The organism is Streptomyces sp. NPDC057474 (genome assembly GCF_042802555.1).
GTDB lineage: Bacteria > Actinomycetota > Actinomycetes > Streptomycetales > Streptomycetaceae > Streptomyces.
Genome location: NZ_JBHVDX010000075.1, coordinates 13,963 through 40,927 on the forward strand (window position 1 = coordinate 13,963; position 26,965 = coordinate 40,927).

Genomic DNA, 26,965 nt, shown 5'->3' on the forward strand with positions numbered 1-26,965 from the left:
CAGCTCAAGCCGCCCGGCTAAAAGCCGCCCGGCTAAAAGCCGCCCGGCCCGCGCCGCCCGGCCCGCGCCGCCCGGCCCGCGCCGCCCGGCCCGCGCCGCCCGGCTCAGGCCACCCGCGTGGCCCCCGCGTACGGCATCTCGTCGAGAGGTGCCACGCGTACCGGGGCCGACGGGTTCGGGGCGTGGATCATCTGGCCGTTGCCGATGTAGATGCCCACGTGGCTGATGCCGGAGTAGTAGAAGACGAGGTCGCCGGGGCGGAGTTCGGAGCGGGCGACGCGGCGGCCGGCGTTGATCTGGGAGTAGGTGGTGCGGGGGAGGGAGACGCCGGCGGCGCGGTAGGCCGCCAGGGTGAGGCCGGAGCAGTCGAAGGCGTTGGGGCCGGTAGCGCCCCAGACGTAGGGGCTGCCGAGCTTGGAGTAGGCGTAGGAGATGGCCGCAGCGGCGCGGGAGTTGGGGGCGTCGGTGGTGGCGGAGGCGGGGGAGACCGGGCCGGTGAGGCCGCGCCGGGACGAGGCGGAGGAGCGCGAGGTGTGACCCGCGGTGCCGCCCGGGGTGTCCAACCGCGTGCTGTCCTCGGTGGTGAGCCGGCCGAGCAGCTGTCGCGCGTCGCTCAGCTTGGAGGTGACGGTCTTCTTGTGCCGCTTCAGCTCCGTCTGCCGGGTCTTGAGCGTACCCAGTTCGACGCGGGCGGCCCCGCGCAGCCGTTCGATCTCCAGCAACTGCTTCCGTACGCTCGCCACGTCGGCCGAGTGGCGGCTGCCGACGCGCTCGGCGAGGGCGGCGCCGTCCAGGTACTGGTCCGGGTCGGCGGAGAGCGCGAGCTGCCAGGAGGGGTCCATGCCCCCACCCCGGTACTGCGCCGCGGCCAGCGAACCGAGCTTGTCCCGTGCCGAGTTGAGCCGCTCGGTGCGGCGGGCGGCCTGGTCGCGCAGCTCTTCGAGGTTCTCCTGCGCCTTGTCGGCCTTCTCCTTCGCGCCGTTGTACTTCTCGGTGGCGACCTCAGCCTCTTGGTACAGCTTGTCCACCTTCGCCTTGACCTGGTCAGGCGTGAGCTGTGGATCGGCGTGCCCGGTGCCGTCGAAACCGGTCGCGGTCGCCGCGCCCGCGAGGGCGAACGTCGCGGCCGTGCGGACCGTATGGCCGCCGAGTGAGCGCTGTCTGGGCTTGCGGTGCGCTGCCATGTGGAGTCCACGTCCTCTCCGTACGACCGCCGTCCGCAGTACGAACATCGTCTGTCCGTACGGACCGCCTGGGGGGAGCGGTTACGCGTCCGGCGGCGGCCCGCACAGGGGGAGCGGGACGCCGCCGGACCTTCTCGGCGGTGGTGTCCGACTGCCGCCCCTGGCCCGGGCGGCGGTGGGGAGCCGGTCACCTGAGGGAGGACGCTAAACCTGGCTGTGACGGCACGGTAACGCGTTGTACGGAAGTGGCGTGCACCGACCATGAGGTGACCGTATGTGACCGTGATCCCGCCCTGGCGCCGCCGACTTCACGCTGTGCGATGACCGATGCGGCCATTTCGGACCGGTCGGGGGTGCGGCGGTGCTATGCGGCGCATATACGCAAGATCATCACAGCGTCGGACGTCCCGAAGCGCCACCCTCAGTGCCCCCGGTGAACTTGCTGTGCCCGCCCCGGTCCCGTCGGAGTACGGGTCTCTCATTAGGCTCCGCGCATGGACGTACTCATCCACATCCTCGTCGCCCTCCACATCATCGGCATCGCCTCCCTCCTGGGCGGCTTCCTCACCCAGATGAAGGCCATGGGCCAGGGCACCGCCCGCTTCGTCCCCGCCATGCTTCACGGCGCCCTCACCATGCTCGTCACGGGCGTGCTCCTCGTCGGCCTCAACCAGGCCGACGACCAGCCCGTCAACAACATCAAGATCGGCGTCAAGCTGGCACTGCTGATCGTGATCCTTGGGCTGGTCTACGTGAAACGGGACGAGGAGGCGGTGGAGAAGCCGCTGTTCGGCCTGGTGGGCGCGCTGACCACCGCGAACATCTTCATCGCGGTGCTCTGGACCTGAGGGCTCGCGCCCCTCCGCGAACCGTGCCGTTACGCCGGCCGCACCACGCTGTGGATCGACGACTCCCCGTCGTAGAACACCGACTCCTCGCGGACGTACGCGCCCGGCTTCGGGGCGTGGATCATCATGCCGTTGCCGATGTAGAGGCCGACATGGCCGATGTTGTCGTAGAAGAAGACGAGGTCACCGGGTCTGGCGTTGGCGAGGGAGACGGTGGTGCCGGCGGTGGCCTGGTCGTAGGTGATGCGGGGGAGGTCGACGCCGGCGGCCTTCCAGGCGGCCTGGGTGAGGCCGGAGCAGTCGTAGGAGCCGGGGCCGGTGGCGCCCCAGACGTACGGCTTGCCGATCTGTGCGCGGGCGAAGGTCAGGGCCTTGGCGGCCTTCGAGGCGTAGGTGGAGTCCTCGGCCGGAGCGGCGGTCTCGGTGGACGTCTCCGAGCCGGTGGAGGTCTCCTCCCGGGTTCCCTGGGTTCCCTGGGTGCTCTGGGTGCTCTGGGCTCCTTGGGTCTCCTGGGTCGTCGTCTGCGCCGCCTGCTGTCGCGCGAGCTCCTCCGCCTTGCGGTCGGCCTCCTCCTGCTCGCGCTGTTCGATCGCGGCGAGCCGGGCCTTCTCCTCGGCGGTGAGGGTGGAGAGCAGTTCGCGGGCCTCGGCGAGCTTCGCCTGGACCTTGGCCTTGCTGGTCTTGAGGGCGTTCTGTGACTCGGTGAGCTGTTCGAGGCTGTCGCTCGCCTCCTGGCGCTGCTCCGTCGCCTCGGCCTGCTGGGTGACGTACGCGTCGACGGTGTCCTTCTGACGGCCCGTCAACCGGTCCATCAGCTGGTTCTGGTCGAAGTAGTCCTGTGGGTTGTCCGCCAGGAGCAGCGAGGCCTGGTTGGGGGCGGCCGCGCCCGTGCGGTACTGGGCCGCGGCGAACGAACCCAGTTCCTCCCGCGCCCCGTTGAGCTTCTCCGTACGCTTGGCGACGTCGTCGAGGAGGGTGTCGACCTTCTTCTTCTGCTTGGTCGTTTTCTCCTTGGCCGCGTTGTAGCTCTCGGTCGCCGAACCGGCCTGGCGGTAGAGGTCGTCGACCTTCTTCTCGACTTCCTCCAGGCTCGGCTTGTCGTCGGTCGACGGGGCGGCTGTGGCCGTCTGGGAGAGCAGGGCCACGGAGGTGAGGGCGGCCGTGGCGAGAGCAGGGGTGCGTATGCCCACGCGCGTTCCGGCAGGACGCGGCTTGCGGTGCGGCGCCATGGTTCGGCGTCTCCTTCCGTAGTCCGCCTACCGAGTTAGCTGTCGGGTTCGGGCGCAAGCTTCGGAAGGTTTGCCCTACGACCCTTGCCGCCTGCGGCGGTCGGGTCGATTCACCCCAGAGGTCGGTGGGTCCCCGGCTCCGGCTGCCACGGGAGGCGTACCGGACTCGGCGGAGGCCGTGCGGCCCGGCGACGTTCGCCGGTTGGGTCGTACGGCCTAGCGAAACGCTAGCCAACTCGTGTGGCCCGTGTGAAGGTTGATGGTCGATATGCCCGATACGTTTTCGTGACCTTAGCCTCTTCGGCACGGCAGGCGGTATTCTCGATCGCTCATCGTTGTGGGGTGATCGCGGTGAGTGGTGAAGGTGGACTTCCCGGGGTGGCCTCCCGCTGTCAGTGGGGGCGCCTAGACTCGGAGAGCGATGAGCAGCCTCTTTGACGACAGCTTCCTGGCGGACCTCCAGGCCCCGCGCGGCCGCGCGGAGGAACCCCCGCCGCCACCCGAGGACGATCACGTACCGGAGCCGCTTCCGGACGATCTGTTCGGCGGGAAGTTCGACGTGCCACCGGACCGGGACGCGTACTACCGCGACGGCGCCCCCCGCCCCGCCCTCGACGCGGCGGCGCTCCTGGACGGGCTGAACGAGAACCAGCGCGCGGCCGTGGTCCACGCGGGCTCGCCCCTGCTCATCGTGGCCGGCGCCGGCTCCGGCAAGACCCGTGTGCTCACCCACCGCATCGCACACCTGCTCGGCGAGCGGAATGTCCACCCGGGCCAGATCCTCGCGATCACCTTCACCAACAAGGCCGCGGGCGAGATGAAGGAGCGCGTCGAGCAACTCGTCGGACCGCGCGCCAAAGCGATGTGGGTCATGACCTTCCACAGCGCGTGCGTACGGATCCTCCGGCGCGAGTCGAAGAAGCTCGGCTTCACGTCCTCCTTCTCGATCTACGACGCCGCCGACAGCAAGCGGCTGATGGCGCTCGTCTGCCGTGATCTGGACCTCGATCCGAAGCGTTTCCCGCCCAAGTCCTTCAGCGCCAAGATCTCGAACCTCAAGAACGAGCTGATCGACGAGGAGGACTTCGCCGCCCAGGCCGCCGACGGCTTCGAGAAGACCCTCGCCCAGGCCTACGCGATGTACCAGTCCCGTCTCCGCGAGGCGAACGCGCTCGACTTCGACGACCTGATCATGACGACGGTCAATCTGCTGCGCGCCTTCCCGGACGTCGCCGAGCACTACCGCCGCCGCTTCCGCCACGTCCTCGTCGACGAGTACCAGGACACCAACCACGCCCAGTACGCCCTGGTCAGAGAGTTGGTCGGCACCTCCGAGCACTCGGTCGACGTTCCGCCCACCGAGTGGGACGTACCCCCCGCCGAGCTCTGCGTCGTGGGTGACGCCGACCAGTCGATCTACGCCTTCCGCGGCGCGACCATCCGCAACATCCTCCAGTTCGAGGAGGACTACCCGGACGCGACGACGATCCTGCTGGAGCAGAACTACCGCTCCACCCAGACCATCCTGAGCGCGGCCAACGCGGTCATCGAGCGCAACGAGTCCCGCCGCCCCAAGAACCTGTGGACCAACGCGGGCGCGGGTGCGCAGATCACCGGCTATGTCGCCGACACCGAGCACGACGAGGCCCAGTTCGTCGCCGACGAGATAGACCGACTGACGGACGCGGGCGACGCGAAGGCCGGAGACGTCGCCGTCTTCTACCGTACGAACGCCCAGTCCCGTGTCTTCGAAGAGGTCTTCATCCGCGTCGGCCTGCCCTACAAGGTCGTCGGTGGCGTCCGTTTCTACGAGCGCAAAGAAGTCCGGGACGTCCTCGCATATCTGCGCGTCCTGGCCAACCCGGAGGATTCGGTCCCGCTGCGCCGTATCCTCAACGTGCCCAAGCGCGGCATCGGTGACCGCGCGGAGGCGATGATCGACGCCCTCTCGCAGCGCGAGAAGATCAGCTTCCCGCAGGCGCTGAAGCGTGTCGACGAGGCGTACGGCATGGCGGCTCGGTCGACGAACGCCGTCAAGCGGTTCACCACGCTGATGGAGGACCTGCGGACCATCGTCGAGTCCGGCGCCGGACCCGCGACCATCCTGGAGGCGGTCCTCGAACGCACCGGCTATCTGGCCGAGTTGCAGGCCTCCACCGACCCGCAGGACGAGACCCGCATCGAGAACCTCCAGGAACTCGCCGCCGTCGCCCTGGAGTTCGAGCAGGAGTCCGGGGCCGCAGAGGGTGAGGGCGAGGCGGCGGCTGCGACGCCCGCCGGGCTCCCCGCCTTCCTGGAGCGGGTGGCACTGGTCGCCGACTCCGACCAGATCCCGGACGAGGAGGAGGACGGCTCAGGCGTCATCACGCTCATGACCCTCCACACCGCGAAGGGCCTGGAGTTCCCGGTCGTCTTCCTGACCGGCATGGAGGACGGCGTCTTCCCGCACATGCGCGCCCTCGGTCAGACCAAGGAGCTGGAGGAGGAGCGTCGTCTTGCGTACGTCGGCATCACCCGCGCGCGTGAACGGCTCTACCTCACCCGGTCCACGCTCCGCAGCGCCTGGGGCCAGCCCTCGTACAATCCGCCGTCCCGCTTCCTGGAGGAGATCCCGGCCACCCATCTGGAGTGGAAGCGCACGGGCGCCTCCGCCCCGGTGTCCTCGGGCCCGGCCGCCGGGATCGCGTCCTCACTGTCCTCGTCCCGCTCCCGTTCCTCGGCCTCCGGCGGGTCCGGCTTCGCGACCCGCCGCACCGACGAGAAGCCGGTGGTCTCGCTCGCCGTGGGCGACCGTGTCACCCACGACCAGTTCGGCCTCGGCACGGTCGTCGGCGTCAACGGCACGGGCGCGAACGCGGAGGCGACGATCGACTTCGGCGACACCAAGCCGAAGCGGCTGCTGCTGCGGTACGCGCCGGTGGAGAAGCTGTAGCGAGCTCTACGCGGCGAGCGTCACGGCCGCGATGAAATGACTCGGGCCCCTGCTGAGCAGGGGCCCGGTCTTCGTTTCGCTGTCCGTCACGGGGTCTGTTACGTCGGGTCCAGCCCGTGGCTGCGCAGCCACGGCAGGGGGTCTATGGCGGAGCCGCCCGCCGGGTGGACCTCGAAGTGCAGGTGCGGGCCGGTCGAGTTGCCCGAGTTGCCGGAGTAGGCGATGGCGTCGCCGGCCTTGACGGTCGTACCGGAGGCGACCTTGTACGTGGAGAGGTGGCAGTACCAGGTCTCGGTGCCGTCCTTGGCGGTCACGATGACCATGTTGCCGTAGGCGCTGTTCCACTGGGTGCGCACGGTGCCGTCGGTCGCGGCCATCACCGGGGTGCCGTACGAGACGGGGAAGTCTATGCCGGTGTGCAGGGACATCCAGTTGACGCCGGACTGTCCGTAGTAGGCGCTGAGTCCGTGCCGGGCGACCGGCAGTGCAAACTTCGGCCGCAGTCGCTCCTTGCGGGCCGCGTCGGCCGCCGCCTTCTTCTGCTCCAGCTCCTGCTGGGCCTTGAGGTCGATGCGCTCCTGCGTCCGGCTGGCCCGGTCGGCGAAGTCGTCGGCCTCGGCGGAGAGGCTCGCCAGCTGGGTGTCGAGCTGGTTGTTGGCGGTGGACGGCTTCACGGCGGTGGCGTCGTCCGACTTGACGGAAGCCGTCGTCTCCGTGTCGTCCGACGTGGCGCCGACCGAGGCCGCCGCGATCCCCGCGACACCCATGACGCAGGCCGACGGAACGGCCACGGTCAGCAGGGCGGAACGTTTGGCCGGAGCCTTCCGACGCGATCGCGAGGCCGCGCGGGTGGCCGCCCGGCCGGGACTCGCGCTCCTGGTGGCCGCCGGGGTGACCTCCTCCTCGCCGTCGAGGAGCGAGGCGCGGTCCGCGCCGTCGGCCTCGAACTCGCCGTCCGCGGGGAGGTGTTGGTCCTGGTCGTACGGGGCGATCTGCTCGAAGGTGGCGGTCGCCTGCTGCGCGAAGTCCACGGCCTCGGCGGAGAGATCCACCACTACGGTCTGCGGGTGCTCGTGTGCGTCGTACGACTCGGAGGCGGAGTCGCCGTGCTCGTCGCCGACCGGAGTGCCGTCGCTGTTCCACTGGGTGGCGTCGAACGCGCCCGTGTCGAAGTGCTGGGTGCCGACCCACTGCTGGGTCTGGTCGGCCTGCCCCAACTGGTCCGCCTCGTCGGACTGTTCGGCCTGCATCCAGCCGTTCGCGTCCCACTGCCCGCTCGCATCGGGGCCCGTCGACTGCGTCGGGACCTGGGAGAGGTTTTCGTAACCGGCCGACCAGGACGTCGTTTCGTAACTGCCCGTGTCGTACGCGGCCTGGTGGTGCGCGGCGTACGGGTCGTAGTTCAGCGTCTGGTGGCTGCCCGTCGACCACTGCGAGGCGTCGTAGGAGCCGGAGCCGGTGTCATTGCCCGGCAGGTCGCCGAAGAGGGGGTCGGTCGCGAAGGTACCGGTGGCGGTCGCGTGGGCGCCGGTGCCGGAGTCGAAACCAGTGGCGGAGTAATCGCCGTACGTGGTGAAGTCGCCGTAGGTGGCTTCCTGGTGGCCGTACGACGCGTAGTGCGCCGGGTCGGCTTCCGGAGCCGGAGCCGGGGGTGTTGCGGTCCCCGACGGGTGACGATCGTTCACCAACTTCTCTTTCGCCTCGACGACAGGGGCTGGCAGAGCAGTGCGGTGACTGTACCCGGCGGTATGCGGGCGCGACAATCTTCAACGGGTTTCGCGCGCGCAGGAAACGGGCATTCGAGCGTCTTTCGGCGGTCTGCGGGCATGACTTTGGCTTTGCGTTCGAAGTTTGTTCGATAGTGGATCGCTGCGTGGGGGCTGTGGGACGCCCGCGCCGACGGGGGTGAGGCGTTTCGCCGGGTGCCGGTGTACCCAGGGTGGGGCGCGTTGTCGCCGTCGGGGAGGGTGTCGCGAATCGGGCGCGCGGAGGGGGCGCGTGGGTGTGCGCCGCGTTTATTGCTATATGCCCCTGTTTCGCCGGCCTGTGTCGAGCGTCACTGTGCGGTCGTCGGCGGTTGCGGGCTCACGCCACGGTCAGGTCGCTGGGGCGGGCGGTGGTGCGGGCTCCCGTCCGCGAGGTGTCGAGGGCCTGCCGTATTCCGGTGGCGACGGCGGGGTGTACAGGCAGGGCGAGGTGGCCGATGCCGGTGACCCGGATGTTCTGCGCCATCAGGTCCGCGTGGTCGACACAGGCCGTCTCCAGAGGATCCATCACGTGGTCGAGGTCGCTCCAGAACGCCACGAAGTGGGTGCGGCAGCCCGGAGCCGGCTCCCGCAACTCCTCCAGCACCTGCGAGCCCGGCCGCATCTGACGGACGATCGGGTGCGCGTCCGCCAGAGGCGCGACCCGGGTGCCGCCGTGTGGGGTGCCGAGCGTGACGAGCGTACGGACGCGGTGGTCACCTCCGAGCCGCTGCACGTAGTACCGCGCTATCAGTCCGCCGAGGCTGTGCCCGACGACGTCCACCTGATCCTGGCCCGTGCGCTCGCAGATGTCCTCGATGTGCCGACCGAGCAACTCGGCGGCGGTGCGGATGTCACAGGTGAGAGGCGAGTAGTTGAGCGACTCGATGTGCCGGCCGCCGTGCTGCGCGAGGGAGCGGCGCAGCAGGACGAAGACCGAGCGGTTGTCGATGAAGCCGTGCAGCAGGACGACCGGGGGCTTCTCCTCGGTGGGGAGCCGGGGGGCGTCGGGCGGAGGGAGCGTGGGTGTGATCCGGCGCTCCTGCGTCATCCCGGACGGATAGAGCAGCAGATGCCCGGCGAGGACCGCCAACTCCAGGGCGGTCGCCTTGAGGAGGGTCACGGACAGGCCTGCCGGCCTGGTGGGCAGAAATCGCTCGTAGAGCGGAAGAAGGGGCGCGAGCGCCCTGGTGACCTTCATGCCCGACCTCCCGTCGGCAGACGGGTGGACGCCTCTGTCCCCCGTATGCCCTAGTGGAAAGCCGCGGGTGCGTATGGCGGACGGCTGGTGCGATGCGACGTGACGCGGTGCGTGCGCGACGTGCGGTGCGTGTACGACGCGTGAGGCGCCGATCACTCGACGAGGGGTCCGGCTCTCCTGACTCCCCGCTGCCCTGCCCTCCGCCGTCTGCGGTGCCGATCCGCCCCGTCACCGCGGCCTCCCGCGGGCGGTTGGGTCGGTGCGTCACCTTTCCGACGACTCTCTTTGCGCACGCTTCCCCGTGGCGCGCACGCCACGAGGGCCCTGTGGCTTGCGGCCCGGAAACGGTCCGGATGCCGCGATCACCTCCGTGATCACCTCGGTCCCCGCGACGCGTGAGCCGCGGAAACCGGGAGCAGTGCGCGGCGAACGTGTCCCACCGTGTGATTTCCCCCTCGCTCTCCACCGCGAAACTGCCGGTTGCGGGATGCTGAAGATAACGTGCGTTCACTTCCCGGGAGCGCGTTGTGGGTAGGTGTTCTATGGGCCCGAAACCGCGATGTGTTCGGTTTGCGTGGTTCACGTGACATGTGTGGCCGTGTTCTGTTACGGGTTGGTGTAGTCGTTTCATGGAGGCAGTGATGGGTGTGGCAGCCGGTCCGATCCGCGTGGTGGTGGCCAAGCCGGGACTCGACGGCCACGATCGCGGGGCCAAGGTGATCGCGCGGGCGCTGCGCGACGCCGGTATGGAGGTCATCTACACCGGCCTCCATCAGACCCCCGAGCAGATCGTCGACACCGCGATCCAGGAGGACGCCGACGCGATCGGCCTCTCCATCCTGTCCGGCGCCCACAACACCCTCTTCGCCGCCGTCATCGAACTCCTCAAGGAGCGCGACGCCGAGGACATCCTCGTCTTCGGCGGCGGCATCATCCCCGAAGCGGACATCGCGCCTCTGAAGGACAAGGGAGTCGCCGAGATCTTCACGCCGGGGGCGACGATGGCGTCGATCGTGGACTGGGTGCGGGCGAACGTACGACAGCCGGCGGGGGCGTAGGCCGCCGGGTTCCTCGGCTGCGGGTGCGGGGGGCTTGTCGCGCAGTTCCCCGCACCCCAAAGACAAAAGCACGGGGCGCAGCCCCTTCTTTCTTAGCGCGGGGAACTGCGCGAGCAACCACACACCACCCGTAACCGCCCCCACGAACCCACGCCCCCGAGCTCTCAGGCGGCTTCCGGCGGTTCCAGCTCGGCCCGCATCGTCGCCCGCAACCGCAACGTCGTCGCCAGCCGCTGAAACGCCTCGGCCCAGTAGCCACCGGCACCCGGCGCCGCGTCCTCCGCATCTTCCGGCGTCGCCGTGAGTGGCTCCAGCCGCACCGCCTCCGCAGGGTCCAGACACCGCTCGGCCAGCCCCATCACCCCACTGAAACTCCATGGATAACTCCCCGCGTCCCGCGCGATATTGAGCGCGTCCACCACGGCCCGCCCCAACGGCGGAGCCCACGGCGCCGCACATACCCCGAGCAGCTGAAACGCCTCCGACAACCCGTGCGTGGCGATGAACCCCGCCACCCACTCGGCCCGCTCCCCGCCCTCCAACGTCGCCAGCAGCTTCGCCCGCTCGGCCAGCGACACGGCCCCCGGCCCCCCGGCCTCCGGCGTGGAAGGCGCCCCCAGCAACGCCCGCGACCACCCGGGATCCCGCTGCCGCACCGCCGCCCGGCACCACGCCCCGTGCAGCTCCCCCTGCCAGTCGTCCGCGACCGGCAGCGCCACGATCTCCTCCGGCGTACGCCCCCCGAACCGTCGCGACCACGCCCCGAGCGGCGCCGCCTCCACCAACTGGCCCAGCCACCACGACCGTTCGCCCCGCCCGGCCGGAGACTTGGGCAGCACACCGTCCCGCTCCATGCCGGGGTCGCACTCGTGCGGGGCCTCGACCACGATCACGGGTGTTCCGGCAGCCGTTGACGTGCTGCCCGTGTGGTCGACGGCCACACACGCGGTCGCCCGCTTCGCCATCCGTCCCGCGAGCGCCGAGTCGGGCAGGGCGGACAGCAACTCCGCGGCCGTGGCCCGCACATTCCTGCTGCGGTCGGCCAACGCGGCCTCCAGGAAGGGTTCGTCCACCGCCTCCAGTCCCGTGCGGAGCGTGTCGAGGAACATGAGCCGGTCCTCGGCCCGCTCCGTCGACCACGTGGACGCCAGCAACTCGCGTGCCGAGGCGGCGTCCCGGGCCCGTATCGCCGTGAGCAGAGCGACGCGCTCCGCGAACAGGCCCTCCTGCCATAGCCGTTGGATCCGCTCGGGCTCGTCCGGACCGGGCAGCACCGCGCCACCGCCGGGCGCGGCACGCAGCGCGAAACGCCAGTCCGTGTTCAGCCGGGCCAGCCACAGCGCCCGCGTGCCCGCGAAGACCAGGACCGCGGGACGCAGATCCGTACGGCCGCGCGCCGCGTCCAGCAGCGCGGGCAGGACCTCCGGAGGCGCCGCATAACCGTATGCGTTGGCCGACGCCAGCCACTGGGGCAGCAGTTCCATCAGATCGGGCGCCACGCCACGGCGCCCGCCACCGGTGCCGGGCCGGTCGGCCAGCAAGGTCGTCAGTCGCCGCGTCGCGGCGGGCGGCAGAGGCGGCCGCCGATCCGACGCCACCGCTTCCGGCCGCGGCGCCGCCCGCACCGGCCGTATCCCCGCCCTGCGCCGCACGGTCTCCACTGCCGCCGCGTCCAACAACGCCACGGGCGCCTCCCGGCCCGGGACCGACCCCGCCGGCGTACGACGATCCGTCCCGAGCAACGCGGTCGTGACCAACTCTTCCCAGGAGAGCCCCGACGTGGTCGTCGTAGCGGATGAAGTGCCTGAAGTGCTGGTCATGAGGGGTCCCTCCGAACGGCGACGGTCTGCTGCAGCTGAACTGGTGCGGTGGGAGCGAGGATGTGAGGAGGCCCCGTGGCCAAGCTGGACGCGGAGGCGGCAGCCGTACGCGACGGACCGCCACTCTCACCGCTGCCGCCACTCTCACCGTTGCCGCTGCCCGCCGCGGTGGCGACCCCTGCCCAGCGGCAGCCTCCCCTCAACACAGCGCCACTGCCTGCCCGATCGCCCCCTGTGCGCCCTCTGGCTGCTCCGCCCACGCCGTCAGCGGTGTGAAGCCGCGGTGGCCGCACTCGCCGAAGACCGTGACGGGTGTGCCGCCGGAAAGAGCGATGAGGCGCCACAGGCCGGGGCGGGAGAGGGCGGAGGGGGTGAGGGGGAGGGCGAGGTCGCTTTCGGTGTCGGCCAGTTGCCAGGAGTCGCCGGCCGGGGTGGGTATGACGCGGGTGAGGGTGACCGGGTAGGAGTCGAGCCAGGGGTCGTCCCGGAGGGCCGCGCCGTATCGAGCCGCCGCTTCGGACGGAGTGATCCCCGGCGGTCGTACGGCGATCGGTTCGGGCGCGGTGAATCGCTCGCCCAGGGCCGCCCGTAGCTGTCCCGCTCCCGGGTATGCCGAGACCTCCGCCTCGAAGGTCAGCCCGACCGGCAGCGACAGCTCGGGGGCGCGGCCGGCGGCTCCGTAGGAGAGGAGCAGTGCCGTGCGGCCCGAGTCGGTGCCGTGGAGCCAGATGCGGCGGGTGGTGAGGCGGGAGTCGGACGTGTCGTACTGGGCGAGGGCCAGCCAGCGGTCGCGGACCGGTGGGCCGTCCGGGGAGCCGGGCAGGCCGATCCGGGAGCGGACCGTGGCCGCGAGGACGTCCGGGAGACGATCGCGGCGCAGCCAGCCCTGGTCGAGGAGATGGAGGAGGGCGCACTCCTCGAGAAGGCGGACCGGCCAGCCGGGGCCCGAGCCCGGTATCGCACCCAATTCCCGTACCCGCGCCGCCAGTCCGGGGGCCTGGGCGTCGACCATGCGGGCCGCCGTCTCCTCCCACAGCGCGTACCCCGCCTGTTCCGCGGCGGCCAGGCCGCCGCGGAACAGGTCGGTCAGGCGCTGTTCGAGCTCCGCCGCGCCCGCGGTGATCCGGTCGGCGCGCCGCTCCGCTCGGCGACGCGCCGCCTCGGGGTCAGCGGACGTGGCCCCAGATGCCGCGTCCGTCCTCGTCGTCCTCTCCGCTGCGCGCGTGCGGCGGCCGGCAAGCCACTGCTCCGCCCAGTCCGGTGCCTGCCCGGACGGCACCGCCGTGTCGTCGCCCGCCCAGAGCAGCAGCAGCCCCAGCGCATGCTTGCACGGGAACTTCCTGCTCGGACAACTGCATTTGTAGGCGGGCCCGGCGGAGTCCGCGACGTCGATCACTGTTTGATACGGCTTGCTGCCACTGCCCTTGCATAGTCCCCACACCGTCCCCTCGTCCGAAGTGCCTGCTTCCGACCACGGCCCGGCCGCGCCGAGTTTGCTTCCGGCTTTGCGCGACGTGGCGTCAGGTGCCAATGCCAGCACCTGCTCAGCCGTCCAGCGCACCCCCTGCTGAGTCATGTTCTGAAGGTAGATCCCACCACTGACAATTGGCTTGCGCGATCCAATTTCCGCAGGTCAGACTGGATTGTCAGTGGCGTGGTGCAGTGTGGTCAGCAGATCCGAACCGGCCGAGCTGGAGGGGGACTCAGCCATGCCTGCGTCCGTTGGAACGACCACTGTCGACCCGAGCCACAACCAGTCCGCGCCCGCGAACGCGCGTACGGGCGGCGAGGTGCTGCGGGCGCATGCCGAGCACGCCTTCGCCGGTGAACTGACCGCGCTGGCCGCCCAGGACGACCGGCCCAGGCCCGCCCGCTGGAAGCTCTCGCCGTGGGCCGTCGCCACGTATCTGCTCGGCGGGACGCTCCCGGACGGCACGGTGATCACGCCGAAGTACGTCGGGCCGCGCCGTATCGTCGAGGTCGCCGTCACCACCCTCGCCACCGACCGCGCCCTGCTCCTGCTCGGGGTGCCCGGTACCGCCAAGACCTGGGTGTCCGAGCACCTGGCGGCGGCCGTCAGCGGCGACTCCACACTGCTCGTGCAGGGCACGGCGGGCACACCGGAGGAGGCGATCCGCTACGGCTGGAACTACGCGCGGCTGCTCGCCCACGGCCCGAGCCGCGACGCCCTCGTGCCCAGCCCCGTCATGCGGGCCATGTCGGAGGGCATGACGGCCCGCGTCGAAGAGCTGACCCGCATCCCGGCCGACGTCCAGGACACACTGATCACGATCCTGTCCGAGAAGACGCTGCCGATACCGGAGTTGGGGCAGGAGGTGCAGGCCGTCCGGGGCTTCAACCTCATCGCCACGGCCAACGACCGCGACCGCGGGGTGAACGACCTGTCGAGCGCCCTGCGCCGCCGTTTCAACACCGTCGTGCTGCCGCTGCCGGAGAGCGCCGACGCCGAGGTCGACATCGTCTCGCGCCGCGTCGACCAGCTCGGCCGCTCCCTCGACCTGCCGGCCGTGCCCGACGGCGTCGACGAGATCCGCCGTGTCGTCACGGTCTTCCGCGAGCTGCGCGACGGCATCACGACGGACGGCCGTACGAAGCTGAAGTCGCCCAGCGGCACGCTGTCCACCGCCGAGGCGATCTCCGTCGTCACCAACGGGCTCGCTCTCGCCGCCCACTTCGGCGACGGCGTCCTGCGCGCCTCCGACGTCGCCGCCGGCATCCTCGGCGCCGTCGTCCGCGACCCGGCCGCCGACCGCGTCATCTGGCAGGAGTACCTGGAGGCGGTCGTTCGCGAGCGCGAGGGCTGGACGGACTTCTACCGCGCCTGCCGCGAGGCGAGCGCGTGACGGGGCGAGGCGAGGGAGCGACGGGGAAGGCCGGCGGCGTTCCGGCCGACGGGGCGGGCCGGGCGGCCGGAGCAGAGGCGTGTGGCGGGGTGGGCGTGCGTGGCGGGGTGGAGTCGCACGCCGAAGGCGAGGCGGATCGCAGGCTGAAGACACCCGCTGAGGTGGAGACGTACGGCGGGGCGGATGCGGTCGGCGGCGCGGAGGCGGCGCACGTCGAGGCGGGGGCGGACGGCGGGGTGCGGGCGGTCGGTAGTGGGGCGTTGTTGCTCGGTGTGCGGCATCACGGGCCGGGGTCGGCGCGGGCGGTGCGGGCCGCGCTGGACGCGGCCCGGCCCCGGGTCGTGCTGATCGAGGGGCCTCCGGAGGCGGACGCGCTCATCCCGCTCGCCGCCGACGAGGACATGCGGCCCCCGGTCGCCCTCCTCGCCCACGCGGTCGACGAGCCCGGCCGTTCCGCCTTCTGGCCCCTCGCCGAGTTCTCCCCGGAGTGGGTGGCCATCCGCTGGGCCCTGGCCAACAGCGTTCCGGCCCGCTTCATCGACCTGCCGGCCACGCACTCGCTGGCTCGGGGGAGGGAGGAGGCCGCCGCCACCGAGCCGAACGGGCGGACCACGCGGCCGCAGGTGGCGACCGAGGGAACGGCACCGGGCAAGGGGCCGACCGGGGCAGGGGAATCGGCTGACCGGGCGGTCTCGACCGAGGACTTGGGTGAAGGCTTGGGCGAGGCGGCGCCCCAGGAGGTGGCCCCGCCCGGGGAAGCGGGCGAAGAGGCTGTTTCGGCTGAGAGGGCCGCGGAAGAGGCTGTTCGGGGTGATCCGCTCGCCGCGCTCGCTGAAGCCGCCGGCTATGACGACGCCGAGCGGTGGTGGGAGGACGTGGTCGAGCACAGGGGGACGGGCGGGGACGTCTTCGCGCCGTTCGCCGTGCTGGAGGAGGCCATGGGGGCGCTGCGGGAGGTGTTCGGGACCGGGGGGCGCGACCGGGATCCGGTGCGCGAGGCGTACATGCGGCTGCAGATGCGGGCCGCGCAGAAGGAGTTCGGGGACGACGGCGTGGCCGTCGTGTGCGGGGCCTGGCATGTGCCCGCGCTGCGGGAGAAGCGGACCGTGGCCGCCGACCGGGCACTGCTGAAGGGGCTGCCCAAGGTCAAGGCCGACATGACCTGGGTGCCGTGGACGAACCGGAGACTCGCCCGGGCCAGTGGTTACGGGGCGGGGATCGACTCGCCGGGCTGGTACGGGCATCTGTTCGGCGCGCCCGACCGTCCCGTGGAGCGGTGGCTGACCAAGGTGGCGGGGCTGCTGCGCGAGGAGGACCGGATCGTCTCCTCCGCGCATGTCATCGAGGCGGTACGGCTGGCCGAGACGCTCGCCGCGATGCGCGGGCGCCCGCTGCCGGGCCTGACCGAGACCACCGACGCCGTACGGGCGGTGATGTGCGACGGCTCGGACGTCCCGCTGTCGCTGGTGCACGACCGGCTGGTGGTCGGCGACGTCCTGGGAGAGGTGCCCGAGTCGGCACCGGCGGTGCCGTTGCAGCGGGACCTCACGCGGCTGCAGCGGCGGCTGCGGCTCAAGCCGGAGGCGCTGGAGCGGGAGTTGGAGCTCGACCTGCGGAAGGAGAACGACGCGGAGCGCAGCCGTCTGCTGCACCGGTTGCGGCTGCTCGGCGTCGAGTGGGGCGAGCCGACGGCCTCGCGCGGCAGCACGGGCACGTTCCGGGAGACCTGGCGGCTGTGCTGGGAGCCGGAGCTGTCGGTGCGGGTCGCCGAGGCCGGGGTCTGGGGGACCACCGTGCTCTCCGCGACGACCGCCAAGGCCGAGGCGGACGCCGTCACGGCCCGTTCGCTCGCCGACGTGACCGGCCTCGCCGAGCGCTGCCTCCTCGCCGAACTCCCCGACGCCCTGCCCGTGGTGATGCGCGTGCTCGCCGACCGCGCCGCCCTCGACGCCGACGTCGGCCACCTCGCTCAGGCGCTGCCGGCCCTGGTCCGCTCCCTCCGCTACGGCGACGTCCGCGCCACCGACACCCGGGCGCTGGCCGAGGTCGCCGCCGGACTCGCCGAGCGCGTCTTCGTCGGGCTGCCGCCCGCCTGCGCCGCGCTCGACACGGAGGCGGCACAGGAGATGCGCCGCCATGTGGACGCCGTGCACGGGGCGGTGGGACTGCTCGGCGACGCCGTCACGGGGGAGCACACCGGCCCGAACGGCGGCATACGGGGCCGTTGGCACACGGTGCTCCACATCCTCTCCGGGCGGGACACGGTGCCGGGTGTCATCCGGGGGCGAGCCGTGCGACTCCTGCTGGACGACGGGAAGTTGGCGCAGGACGAGGCGGCGCGGCTCATGGGGCTCGTGCTGTCGCCGGGTACGGCGCCGGCGGACGCGGCGGCGTGGATCGAGGGGTTCGTCGGCGGCGGCTCCGGCGGCGGAATGCTGCTCGTGCACGACGAACGGCTCCTCGGCCTGGTGGACGCCTGGCTGACCGGGGTGCCGGGGGACGCGTTCACGGACGTACTGCCGTTGCTGCGGCGGACGTTCTCGGCGTACGAGCCGGGGGCGCGCCGGACACTCGGTGAGCTGGTGCGACGCGGGCCGGGGCAACGGGAGAGCGCGGCGGCCGGCGGGTCCGGCATACCGGGCTTCGCCGACGGGCTCGACATCGGTCGCGCGGACGCGGTGCTGCCGGTGGTGCGGCTGCTGCTGGGGCTGGACGGAGACCTGGAGAACAACGGCCTGGAGAACAACGGCCTGGAGAACAACGGCCTGGAGAAGAACAACGGCCTGGAGAACTCCGACGACAACGACCTTGTGGGGGTGGCGGGATGACGACGACCGACGGACCGAGCGCGCCGAGGCAGGCCGCCGCGACAGTGGATGCCGGGGGCGGGTGCGGGCAGCGGAACGGGTTCCGGTCCGGCGCCGCACCCACGACGACCGTGCCGGTGATCCCGCTCTGGGCCCGGCCTCGTACGGGGGTGCGCGGATGACGACCGGGGCGACAGGGGCGACGCAAGCGGCGAGGCCGGAATCGGCTCTGAGCCCGCACCCGGACGTGGTCGACGAGCGGTTGCGGCGGTGGCGGCTCGTGCTCGGCGGGGACTCGGCGGACGGTACCGGGTGTGCGCTCGGCGGGCGGGACGCGGCGATGGACCAGGCGTTGACCGCGCTGTACGGGAAGGGGGACAAGTCGCGGGCGGGGCAGGACCGTTCGGCGGGGCTCGGGGCGTCGGCGCCGTCCGTGGCGCGCTGGCTCGGCGACATCCGGACGTATTTCCCCTCCTCCGTCGTCCAGGTCATGCAGCGGGACGCCATCGACCGGCTCGGACTGTCCGCGCTGCTGCTGGAGCCGGAGATGCTGGAGGCGGTGGAGGCGGACGTCCACCTCGTCGGCACCCTCCTCTCCCTCAACAAGGCCATGCCGGAGACGACGAAGGAGACCGCGCGAGCCGTCGTACGGAAGGTCGTCGAGGACCTGGAGAAGCGGCTCGCGACCCGCACCCGGGCCACCCTCACCGGCGCCCTCGACCGCAGCGCCCGCGTCAACCGGCCGCGCCACCACGACATCGACTGGAACCGCACGATCGCGGCCAACCTCAAGAACTACCTGCCGGAGTACCGGACGGTCGTGCCCGAGCGGCTCATCGGGTACGGGCGGGCCTCGCAGTCGGTGAAGAAGGAGGTCGTCCTCTGCATCGACCAGTCGGGGTCGATGGCGGCGTCCGTCGTCTACGCGTCCGTGTTCGGGGCGGTGCTGGCGTCCATGCGGTCCATCAGCACCCGGCTCGTCGTCTTCGACACGGCCGTCGTCGACCTCACCGACCAGCTCGACGACCCGGTCGACGTCCTCTTCGGCACCCAGCTCGGCGGCGGCACGGACATCAACAGGGCGCTCGCGTACTGCCAGTCGCAGATCACCCGGCCCGCGGACACCGTGGTCGTGCTGATCAGCGACCTCTACGAGGGCGGGATACGCGAGGAGATGCTGAAGCGGGTGGCGGCGATGAAGGCGTCGGGGGTGCAGTTCGTGACGCTGCTCGCGCTCTCCGATGAAGGGGCGCCGGCGTACGACCGCGAGCACGCGGCGGCCCTCGCGGCCCTCGGCGCACCGGCGTTCGCCTGCACACCCGACCTCTTCCCGGAGGTGATGGCGGCGGCGATCGAGAAGCGGCCGTTGCCGATACCGGACAGTGCGTGAAGGTGTGCGCGGGGGCGGAGCGTTCGGCCGTGCCGGGGTGCGCGGCTCGGGCGGGTCGCGTGTGACGGGGGCTGTGACCGTGGCGGCAGTCTGTAACCGGACAAGGGAGGTTGAAAAGCGGACATGAGAACGCGTCGGTGACATGGGGCTTGCGCGACGGCGGGAGTCCCGTGCGAGGATCGGCAACGCTTCACAGCCTTCACACCGGTGTTCGCATTTCGCGCATCTTCGCCCCGTACTCCGCCGTTCCGCCGCACGGGAGGGTCGTCCCGGTCTTGACTTCAGCAGCCGCGCTTCCCGGTGCCGGTGCCGTCCTGCGCGTGGTGCGCGGGGCCGCCGGGCGCCGTCTGGTGCGGGTGGCGGTGTTGGCGGGCGGGCTGTTCGTGCTGGGCGTTCTCTGCGGAGCGCGGGCGAGCGCTGCGGACGGGGCGCCGACTTCGCCGCCCCTCTCCGCTGCCGTCACCGAAGTTCTCGGGGCGGTCGGCCACGCGGTGCCGCCGGTCGACGAACATGTCGTCGAGCCGGTCGCGCGGCACGTGGTCGCGCCGGTCACCGAACGGGCCGTACGGCCGGTCATCGAGCAGGTTGCTCGACCGGTCGACGAAGACGTCGTACAGCCGGTGGCCGACCCGGTGTCGCGGCCGGTGACCGAGCACGTAGTACGGCCGGTCACCGGGCAGGTCGTGCAGCCGGTCACCGGGCAGGTCGTGCAGCCGGTCACCGGGCAGGTCGTGCAGCCGGTCGTCGAGAACGTCGTGCAGCCGGTCGTCGATCCGGTGTTGCGGCCGGTCACCGATCCGGTGTTGCGGCCGGTCGTCGAGCACGTCGTGGTGCCGGTGGGCGATCTCGTGGAGTCGGTCACCGAAGGACTGGCCGGGGTGCCGTCGCAGCTTCCGCCGGTGAACGGGATGCCGTCGCTGCCCTGGGTGCCGGGGCTTCCGGAGTTGCCGGAACTGCCCGGGTGGACCACGTTGCCGGTGCAGACGCTGCCCGTCGATGTGACGCCGCAGGAGTCGGGTCGGGCGGGGGCCGAGAGGCCGGGCCCGATCGAGGACGGTGACAGTGGGAGTGACGGCGAGCGGGCTTCCGGTCCGGCTTCCGTCGTGTACGGGCCGAATGCCGTGGTCGGCGGTGCGGTGGTCGGCGGTGCGGTGGTCGTCACGGCTCCGCACCCGGACGCCGGTGCCGGGGACCCGCCCATCGTGCGGGTGCCCGCGCAGCAGAACCCCGACGGTCTTCCGACGGGCGCCCTCGGCCGGCATTCCACCGTCGACAACGGCGGGCCGCGGCACGCCGAGCCGTACGCCCTCGCCTCTCTCGACCGGGCACCGCTGAGCCTCGTGCCCGGCGCCCCCGCGGTCGACGCCGCGGACGGGACCCGGGACCGGCACCGGGACATCCCCGAGTTCCCCGGCTAGGGCCGGGCTTCTTCCCCCGCCGTATCTGGCGCGCGGGGGCGAATCAGGTCTGCCCGCCGTCCGGAGGTCCCTCCCTCTTACGGAGACCCGGCTTCCGGAGGTCCGGACGGCAGCCCCTCGGAGCCGGAACCGCGACCTCGTCGAAATGACGGCGCGATGGCGCCGGGTGCACAGCCGGGGGTCCCGGACTCCAGGACCACCGACGCCAGGCGGCGTCACCGGCCACGGCCCCCACCCGGCTCCCCATGACCCGGATTCCCGAAGGAACTGACGCACGCGTGAACCAGAACATCCGCCGCTCCGCCGTGACAGCCGCCGGAGCGCGGGCTCTGCCCCCGTAGGGGCGGTAACGGACAACCGATCCTCCGGCTGAAACCCGGACGGCCGAAAGCCGTCGGCCTGGTCCGGGTGGACGCCGGGGGATGGTGGCGGGTGGTCTCCGATGGGGAGAAGATCACCCGCCGGGGGCCCTTCGGAGTCGGTGAAGGGCCTCGTAGGGACCTCACCGGACGTACCCCCGTCCGGTGAGGTCCCGCATGCGCGGCACGCGGTGCCAGTGAGTGCGGCATCATGTGACAGGTATCACCGCTCAGGTGTGACCCGCGATTTAGGGGGCTCCCGGAAGCAGCGATAACCTGCGAGACGGACATGCCGCGCGCTCGGACATCGTGTGCGCCTCCCTTGTGACTCTCGGCGGACGTCACGTTGCCCTTCGCGGCACGCCCACGCATCCAACGAACCGCTAGCTCACTGATAGGGACGGACGCGCGTGGACCTGTTCGAGTACCAGGCGAGGGACCTCTTCGCCAAGCACGATGTACCGGTGCTGGCCGGTGAAGTCATCGACACGCCTGAGGCGGCCCGCGCAGCCACCGAGCGTCTCGGTGGCAAGTCCGTCGTCAAGGCCCAGGTGAAGGTCGGTGGCCGCGGCAAGGCCGGCGGCGTGAAGCTGGCGGCGACCCCGGACGAGGCCGTCGCTCGCGCGACGGACATCCTCGGCATGGACATCAAGGGCCACACGGTCCACAAGGTGATGATCGCCGAGACCGCTCCGGAGATCGTCGAGGAGTACTACGTCTCGTACCTCCTCGACCGGACCAACCGCACCTTCCTCTCCATCGCCTCCGTCGAGGGTGGCATGGAGATCGAGGAGGTGGCGGCCACCCGCCCCGAGGCCGTCGCCAAGACGCCGATCGACGCAAACGAGGGTGTGACCCCCGAGAAGGCCCGCGAGATCGTCGAGGCCGCGAAGTTCCCGGCCGAGGTCGCCGACAAGATCGTCAACGTCCTGGTGACGCTGTGGAAGACCTTCATCGAGGAGGACGCCCTCCTCGTCGAGGTCAACCCGCTGGCGAAGGTCGCCTCCGGCGACGTCATCGCCCTCGACGGCAAGGTCTCCCTGGACGAGAACGCGGACTTCCGCCACCCCGACCACGAGGAGCTCGTCGACCACGCGGCCGCGAACCCCCTCGAGGCCGCGGCCAAGGAGAAGAACCTCAACTACGTCAAGCTCGACGGTGAGGTCGGCATCATCGGCAACGGCGCGGGTCTCGTCATGAGCACCCTGGACGTCGTCGCGTACGCCGGTGAGGCGCACGGTGGCGTCAAGCCCGCCAACTTCCTCGACATCGGCGGTGGCGCCTCCGCCGCCGTCATGGCGAACGGCCTGGAGATCATCCTCGGCGACCCGGACGTCAAGTCCGTGTTCGTCAACGTCTTCGGTGGCATCACCGCCTGTGACGAGGTCGCCAACGGCATCGTGCAGGCGCTGCAGCTGCTCGCGGACAAGGGCGAGGAAGTCACCAAGCCCCTCGTCGTCCGCCTCGACGGCAACAACGCCGAGCTGGGTCGCAAGATCCTCTCCGACGCCAACCACCCGCTGGTCCAGCGCGTGGACACCATGGACGGCGCGGCCGACAAGGCCGCCGAGCTCGCGGCTGCGAAGTAAGGGACGAGGGACAGAACAGCCATGGCTATCTTCCTCAACAAGGACTCCAAGGTCATCGTCCAGGGCATGACCGGTGCCACGGGCATGAAGCACACCAAGCTCATGCTGGCCGACGGCTCGAACATCGTCGGTGGCGTGAACCCCCGTAAGGCGGGCACGACCGTCGACGTCGACGGCACCGAGATCCCGGTCTTCGGCACCGTCGCCGAGGCGATCGAGAAGACGGGCGCCAACGTGTCCGTCCTCTTCGTACCGCCGGCCTTCGCCAAGGCCGCCGTCGTCGAGGCCATCGACGCCGAGATCCCGCTCGCGGTCGTCATCACCGAGGGCATCGCGGTCCACGACTCCGCCGCGTTCTACGCGTACGCCGTGTCGCAGGGCAACAAGACCCGGATCATCGGCCCGAACTGCCCGGGTCTGATCACCCCCGGTCAGTCGAACGCCGGCATCATCCCCGGTGACATCACCAAGCCGGGCCGTATCGGTCTCGTCTCGAAGTCCGGCACGCTGACGTACCAGATGATGTACGAGCTCCGTGACCTCGGCTTCTCGTCGGCCGTCGGCATCGGTGGCGACCCGGTCATCGGTACGACGCACATCGACGCGCTCGCCGCGTTCGAGGCCGACCCCGACACGGACCTCATCGTGATGATCGGTGAGATCGGTGGCGACGCGGAGGAGCGGGCCGCCGACTTCATCAAGGCGAACGTGAAGAAGCCGGTCGTCGGTTACGTCGCCGGCTTCACCGCGCCCGAGGGCAAGACCATGGGCCACGCCGGTGCCATCGTCTCCGGGTCCTCCGGTACGGCCGCCGCGAAGAAGGAGGCCCTCGAGGCCGCGGGCGTCAAGGTGGGCAAGACGCCTACCGAGACGGCGAAGCTCGCGCGCGAGATCCTCGGCGGCTGATCTTCTGCTCGGCTGAGCCTCTTGTGGGCCCGTACCCCTTGTCTGGGGTGCGGGCCCGCTGGCGTTTCCGGGTGCGGCTCGGTTGCGCGGCGCGCTCCACTGGAGTGGGTGGAGGAGCGGGGCGTAACACGACTGCTCACAGTTGGGGCGCGACGGGTGCGAGGCTCAGCGGGCTTCCGGGTGCAGGCGTTCTGGGCCGGTGGCTGTTTCTGATCTGAGTTTCGCTCGGAGTTTTTGTTGGGGCTGGGAGAGGGGGCCGGGGGCTGCTTTCGGGGGGATGCCGTGGACCGGGGCGCCTGGAGGGATCGGGGGTTCGTAGTGGTCGGGGGCGGTGTGGAGGGTGAGGGCGGTGGTGGTGAGGAGGAGAGTGGTGAAGGCGATGGCGGCGTGAATCCAGCGGCGGGCGCGTAGGTCGGCTCGGGCGCGGAGGGCGAGCGGTCTGGTGGGGCCCGGGTGGATGTCGGAAGGGAGCCGGACCAGGAGGCGGTTGAGGTCGTCGGGTGCGACCGGCTCCGGGAGGCGCGCCGTGACGGCCGCGCGGGCGTAGAGCAGTCGGCCCGCCGCAGCGGGCGTGCTCGCCTCCGTCTCGGCGGCCGTGTCGGGCAGGTCGAGGCCGACACCGTCGTAGAGGAGCAGGGTGCGGCGGTACGGGGGCGGTAGTTCCAGGAGCGAGGTCAGCAGCGCGCGGCCGGTGGGGTCGGTCGGCTGTGGTTCGAGGCGTTGGCGGGGGCGGGGGCGCAGGCGGTGCCAGGGGGAGAGGGCGTACTCGTGGGCCGCCGCCCGCACCCAGCCCGCCGGGTCGCGGTCGACGGCCACCTCCGGCCAGTGGTGCCAGGCGAGCTGGAAGGCGCGCTCCACCGCCTCGCGCGCGAGGAGGCGCCGCCCGGTGAGCAGATAGGTCTGCTGTACGAGGGTGGGGGCGCAGTACGCGTAGAGCGCGTCGAAGGCCTGGCCGGGCGTCAGGGGCGGCGGGGCCAGGTCCGGATCGTCGGCGCCGTCGTCCGCGCCGAGGGGCTGCTGGTACCACTCGGTCCCGCTCCGGACGGACGGTTCGCCGGAGGCCTCCGCCCCGGCTCCGGTCCCGGTCCCGGCCCCTTCCCCGGCTCCGGCCCCCGCCTCGGTCACCGGATTGCCTCACGCCGTACAGACCCCCGACGGACCAACCCTCGTACGAAAAAGCACATAAGCACATATTGAGCGACACGTGCGCGAATCCTTCGTTACGCCGGTAAAGCGCGTGTCGTTGGGAGCATGGCCGACGTGACACACGCGACCGACCCGACCGACCCGACCGACCCGACCGCGGGGCCGGGCCACCACCCCGCCGACCACGGCCGGGCGGCACCTCCCACGGCATCCGGGGCGCCCATGAGGCCCATGGCGACGACGGCATCCCTGTACTCGTCGTCGCCACGGTCTCCGCTGTCCCTGCTGCTGAGGCGGGCGCGCGGCCGGTCGTCCAAGCTCGTGAACGGGGTGCTGGGCGGGGCCCTGGCGGCGGGGCTCGGACTCGGGGCGTTCGTCGCCCTCCTGACGGTGCTGTGGATCAGTTCGCCGTACCCGGACAGCGGGCCCGGCGGGGCGCTGCACGTGGCGGCGGCGCTGTGGCTGCTCTCCCACGGCGTGGAACTCGTCCGCACCGACACGCTCTCCGGCGACCCCGCCCCGGTCGGCCTCGTCCCTCTCCTCCTGCTCGCCCTGCCGGCGGTCCTGCTGCACCGTTCGGCCCGCGACCACGCGGGCGACGGTTCCGGGGTGAGCGCCCGTGCGACGTGGGCCGGGCTCGTCATCGGTTACGCGACCGTCGGCGCGGCGGTCACGTTGTACGCCTCGGGTGGTGTGCTGCGGCCGTCGTGGCTGTGGGCCACGCTGTGTGTACCGCTGCTCGCGGCGCTCGCGGCGGGCACGGGAGTGTGGGCGGCGCGCGGGCGCCCCCGGTTGCCCCTGCCCGCGTTCCTCCGTGCCCCGGAGACGGAGGGCCGACGGCACCTCGCGGCCGCCGCCGGACGGGCCGGCGGGGCGGGCGTGCTCGTGCTGGCCGGTGGCGGCGCACTGTTGGTGGCCGTGTCCCTGGTCTGGCACGGTGGCGCGGCCCGTGACTCCTTCCTCCAGCTCACCGAGGGACTGTCCGGGCGTTTCGCCGTGCTGCTGCTCTGTCTCGCCCTCATCCCGAACGCGGCGCTGTGGGCGGCGGCCTACGCCCTCGGCCCCGGCTTCGTGCTGGGCGCAGGACACACCACCGCCCCGCTGTACGCCGCCGCCCCGGCCGTCCTCCTGCCCCCGTTCCCCCTGCTCGCGGCCGTCCCGGCGGGCGGGGGTACGCCGGTGTACTGGGCGGTGGGTGCGGTGCCCCTCGCCGCGGGCGTGACGGTCGGCTGGTTCATCGCCGCGCGGGCCGACGCCGACCGGACGGCGCCGTGGTCCGCGCGACGGACGGCCGCCGCGGCCCTCCTTGCGGCCCTCGTCTCCGCAGCGGCCTTCGCCCTCCTCACCCTCCTCGCCGGCGGCTCCCTCGGCGTCGCCGCTCTGGCCGACTTCGGACCGGTGTGGTGGCAGGCGGGCGGCGCGGCCGGGGCCTGGGTGGGCGTGGTGGGTGTGCCGGTGGCGCTGGTGGCGCGGTGGTGGCGGGTGCGGGCCCGGAAGGGAGCGGATGTGGTCGAGGGGGGCGCGCGGAAGAAGGCGTCGGCGGTGCCTGTGGCCAGGGGGACCGGGCCGGGGAAGAGGTCGGCGGTGCCGGGGGCCGAGGGGCCTGGACAGCGGAAGAGGTCGGCGGCGTCCGGGGGGTTCCGGCGCGGGCCGAGGGCGACCGTGGGTGGGGAGCTCCTCGGCGACCGGCGGACGGCAGCTGCCGAGGCGTTCCCGGGTGGGCGCCACGGGCAGGATGTGACGCCGGTGGGAGCGCGGGGTGAGCCCCGAACCGGGTCCCGAGCCGCCGATCAGCCAACGGCGTCGACCCTCTTGCCACAGTCTCAACCCCTTCCGAAGCACTCACGCCGGTTCGCTGCGTGGCTCTCCAGAGCGAAGCGGCGTCCGGCCGAGCGGCCGACGCCGACCGACCCCACGTCCACCCTCGGCGCCGTCGGCACGAGCCTTGGGTCCAGCGCCGGCGTCGGCACGAGCCTTGGGGCCAGCGCCGGCGTCGGTTCCGGCCTTGGGTCCAGCCCCAGTGTCGGCTCCGGCCCCAGCGTCAGTCGCAGCGGCGTCGTTGCTCCGTACGACGCCCTCGATCCGTACGCCTATGAGTCCGCCGCCCCCGTGCTCCCGCCCGTCTGGGACCCGGACTCCCGCGCGGCCCGCTGGGCTGCGTTGCGCGAGGTGTCTTCGACAGGCCGAGACGAGCACGAACGCACCCCTGACTCCGGCTCCGGCTCCGGCCCCACCCATGTGTCCGGCTCCAGCCCCGCTTCTGGCCTCGGCCCCGCATCCGGCTCCGGCCCCGGCCTCGCTTCTGGCCCTGCCCCCGTATCCGGCGGCCCCGTATTCGGCGGCCCCGCATCCGCCTCCGGCCAGGCGTATGACCCCGGCCCCCCCCCCCCCCCCCGCCCCCCCCCCCCCCCCCGGCCCCCCCCCCCCCCCCCCCCCCCCCCCCCCCCCCCCCCCCCCCCCCCCCCCCCC

The 26,965-nt window shown here is 71.9% G+C and carries 17 protein-coding genes and 1 riboswitch; of the genes, 10 read left to right on the plus strand and 7 right to left on the minus strand.

Annotated elements, in window-relative coordinates; all coding sequences use genetic code 11:
• Positions 1 to 104: 104 nt before the first annotated feature.
• Positions 105 to 1,184, minus strand: coding sequence for an NlpC/P60 family protein (locus tag ACFU53_RS21870; RefSeq protein ID WP_383994800.1), 1,080 nt, complete (start codon positions 1,182 to 1,184; stop codon positions 105 to 107).
• 494 nt (positions 1,185 to 1,678) lie between these two features.
• Here ACFU53_RS21870 and ACFU53_RS21875 point away from each other — a divergent pair, with 494 nt between their 5' ends.
• Positions 1,679 to 2,032: a hypothetical protein gene (locus ACFU53_RS21875; RefSeq protein WP_383994803.1), complete on the plus strand. Its 354-nt coding sequence runs from the start codon at positions 1,679 to 1,681 to the stop codon at positions 2,030 to 2,032.
• Between the two features lie 29 nt (positions 2,033 to 2,061).
• Here the strand turns inward: ACFU53_RS21875 and ACFU53_RS21880 are convergent, their stop codons facing one another.
• Entirely contained in the window at positions 2,062 to 3,261 is a 1,200-nt protein-coding gene (locus ACFU53_RS21880; RefSeq protein WP_383994805.1) for an NlpC/P60 family protein, read from the minus strand.
• A gap of 8 nt (positions 3,262 to 3,269) precedes the next feature.
• A riboswitch (cyclic di-AMP (ydaO/yuaA leader) is annotated at positions 3,270 to 3,443 on the minus strand.
• A 239-nt stretch (positions 3,444 to 3,682) separates the two neighbouring features.
• On the opposite strand from ACFU53_RS21880, the gene pcrA reads away from it, so the two are divergent.
• Positions 3,683 to 6,193: a DNA helicase PcrA gene (gene pcrA / locus ACFU53_RS21885; RefSeq protein ID WP_383994808.1), complete on the plus strand. Its 2,511-nt coding sequence runs from the start codon at positions 3,683 to 3,685 to the stop codon at positions 6,191 to 6,193.
• Between the two features lie 98 nt (positions 6,194 to 6,291).
• On the opposite strand, the gene ACFU53_RS21890 is transcribed toward pcrA, so the two are convergent.
• Together ACFU53_RS21890 and ACFU53_RS21895 are read right to left on the minus strand one after the other, a co-directional pair.
• Positions 6,292 to 7,878, minus strand: a complete 1,587-nt coding sequence (locus ACFU53_RS21890; protein ID WP_383994811.1) for a M23 family metallopeptidase — start codon at positions 7,876 to 7,878, stop codon at positions 6,292 to 6,294.
• 400 nt (positions 7,879 to 8,278) lie between these two features.
• Complete coding sequence (locus ACFU53_RS21895) at positions 8,279 to 9,139, minus strand: lipase family alpha/beta hydrolase (protein WP_383994814.1); 861 nt, start codon at positions 9,137 to 9,139, stop codon at positions 8,279 to 8,281.
• Between the two features lie 641 nt (positions 9,140 to 9,780).
• Here ACFU53_RS21895 and ACFU53_RS21900 point away from each other — a divergent pair.
• Positions 9,781 to 10,197, plus strand: a complete 417-nt coding sequence (locus ACFU53_RS21900) for a cobalamin B12-binding domain-containing protein (RefSeq protein WP_383994817.1) — start codon at positions 9,781 to 9,783, stop codon at positions 10,195 to 10,197.
• Positions 10,198 to 10,361: 164 nt separating this feature from the next.
• Here ACFU53_RS21900 and ACFU53_RS21905 read toward each other — a convergent pair whose 3' ends face one another.
• Positions 10,362 to 12,017, minus strand: coding sequence for a DUF5691 domain-containing protein (locus ACFU53_RS21905; protein WP_383994820.1), 1,656 nt, complete (start codon positions 12,015 to 12,017; stop codon positions 10,362 to 10,364).
• A gap of 199 nt (positions 12,018 to 12,216) precedes the next feature.
• A complete protein-coding gene (locus tag ACFU53_RS21910) occupies positions 12,217 to 13,593 on the minus strand; it encodes an SWIM zinc finger family protein (protein ID WP_383994823.1) in 1,377 nt (458 codons plus the stop codon).
• Between the two features lie 133 nt (positions 13,594 to 13,726).
• On the opposite strand from ACFU53_RS21910, the gene ACFU53_RS21915 reads away from it, so the two are divergent.
• The 6 genes from ACFU53_RS21915 (at position 13,727) to sucD (ending at position 23,350) form a co-directional block, all read left to right on the plus strand.
• Positions 13,727 to 14,881, plus strand: a complete 1,155-nt coding sequence (locus tag ACFU53_RS21915) for an AAA family ATPase (protein ID WP_383994826.1) — start codon at positions 13,727 to 13,729, stop codon at positions 14,879 to 14,881.
• Positions 14,882 to 15,117: 236 nt separating this feature from the next.
• Positions 15,118 to 17,709, plus strand: a complete 2,592-nt coding sequence (locus ACFU53_RS21920) for a DUF5682 family protein (protein WP_383994850.1) — start codon at positions 15,118 to 15,120, stop codon at positions 17,707 to 17,709.
• Positions 17,710 to 17,866: 157 nt separating this feature from the next.
• Positions 17,867 to 19,078, plus strand: a complete 1,212-nt coding sequence (locus tag ACFU53_RS21925; protein WP_383994829.1) for a VWA domain-containing protein — start codon at positions 17,867 to 17,869, stop codon at positions 19,076 to 19,078.
• A gap of 275 nt (positions 19,079 to 19,353) precedes the next feature.
• Positions 19,354 to 20,496 (plus strand): hypothetical protein, encoded by a 1,143-nt coding sequence (locus tag ACFU53_RS21930; protein ID WP_383994832.1) that lies wholly within the window; start codon positions 19,354 to 19,356, stop codon positions 20,494 to 20,496.
• A gap of 769 nt (positions 20,497 to 21,265) precedes the next feature.
• On the plus strand, positions 21,266 to 22,444 hold the full coding sequence (gene sucC / locus ACFU53_RS21935) for an ADP-forming succinate--CoA ligase subunit beta (RefSeq protein ID WP_383994835.1): 1,179 nt from the start codon (positions 21,266 to 21,268) through the stop codon (positions 22,442 to 22,444).
• A 21-nt stretch (positions 22,445 to 22,465) separates the two neighbouring features.
• On the plus strand, positions 22,466 to 23,350 hold the full coding sequence (sucD, locus tag ACFU53_RS21940) for a succinate--CoA ligase subunit alpha (RefSeq protein ID WP_383994838.1): 885 nt from the start codon (positions 22,466 to 22,468) through the stop codon (positions 23,348 to 23,350).
• A gap of 165 nt (positions 23,351 to 23,515) precedes the next feature.
• On the opposite strand, the gene ACFU53_RS21945 is transcribed toward sucD, so the two are convergent.
• Complete coding sequence (locus ACFU53_RS21945) at positions 23,516 to 24,475, minus strand: RNA polymerase sigma factor (protein WP_383994841.1); 960 nt, start codon at positions 24,473 to 24,475, stop codon at positions 23,516 to 23,518.
• Between the two features lie 126 nt (positions 24,476 to 24,601).
• Between ACFU53_RS21945 and ACFU53_RS21950 the strand changes: the two genes are divergently transcribed.
• A partial coding sequence (locus tag ACFU53_RS21950) for a DUF6350 family protein (protein WP_383994844.1) occupies positions 24,602 to 26,965 on the plus strand: 2,364 nt, incomplete at its 3' end.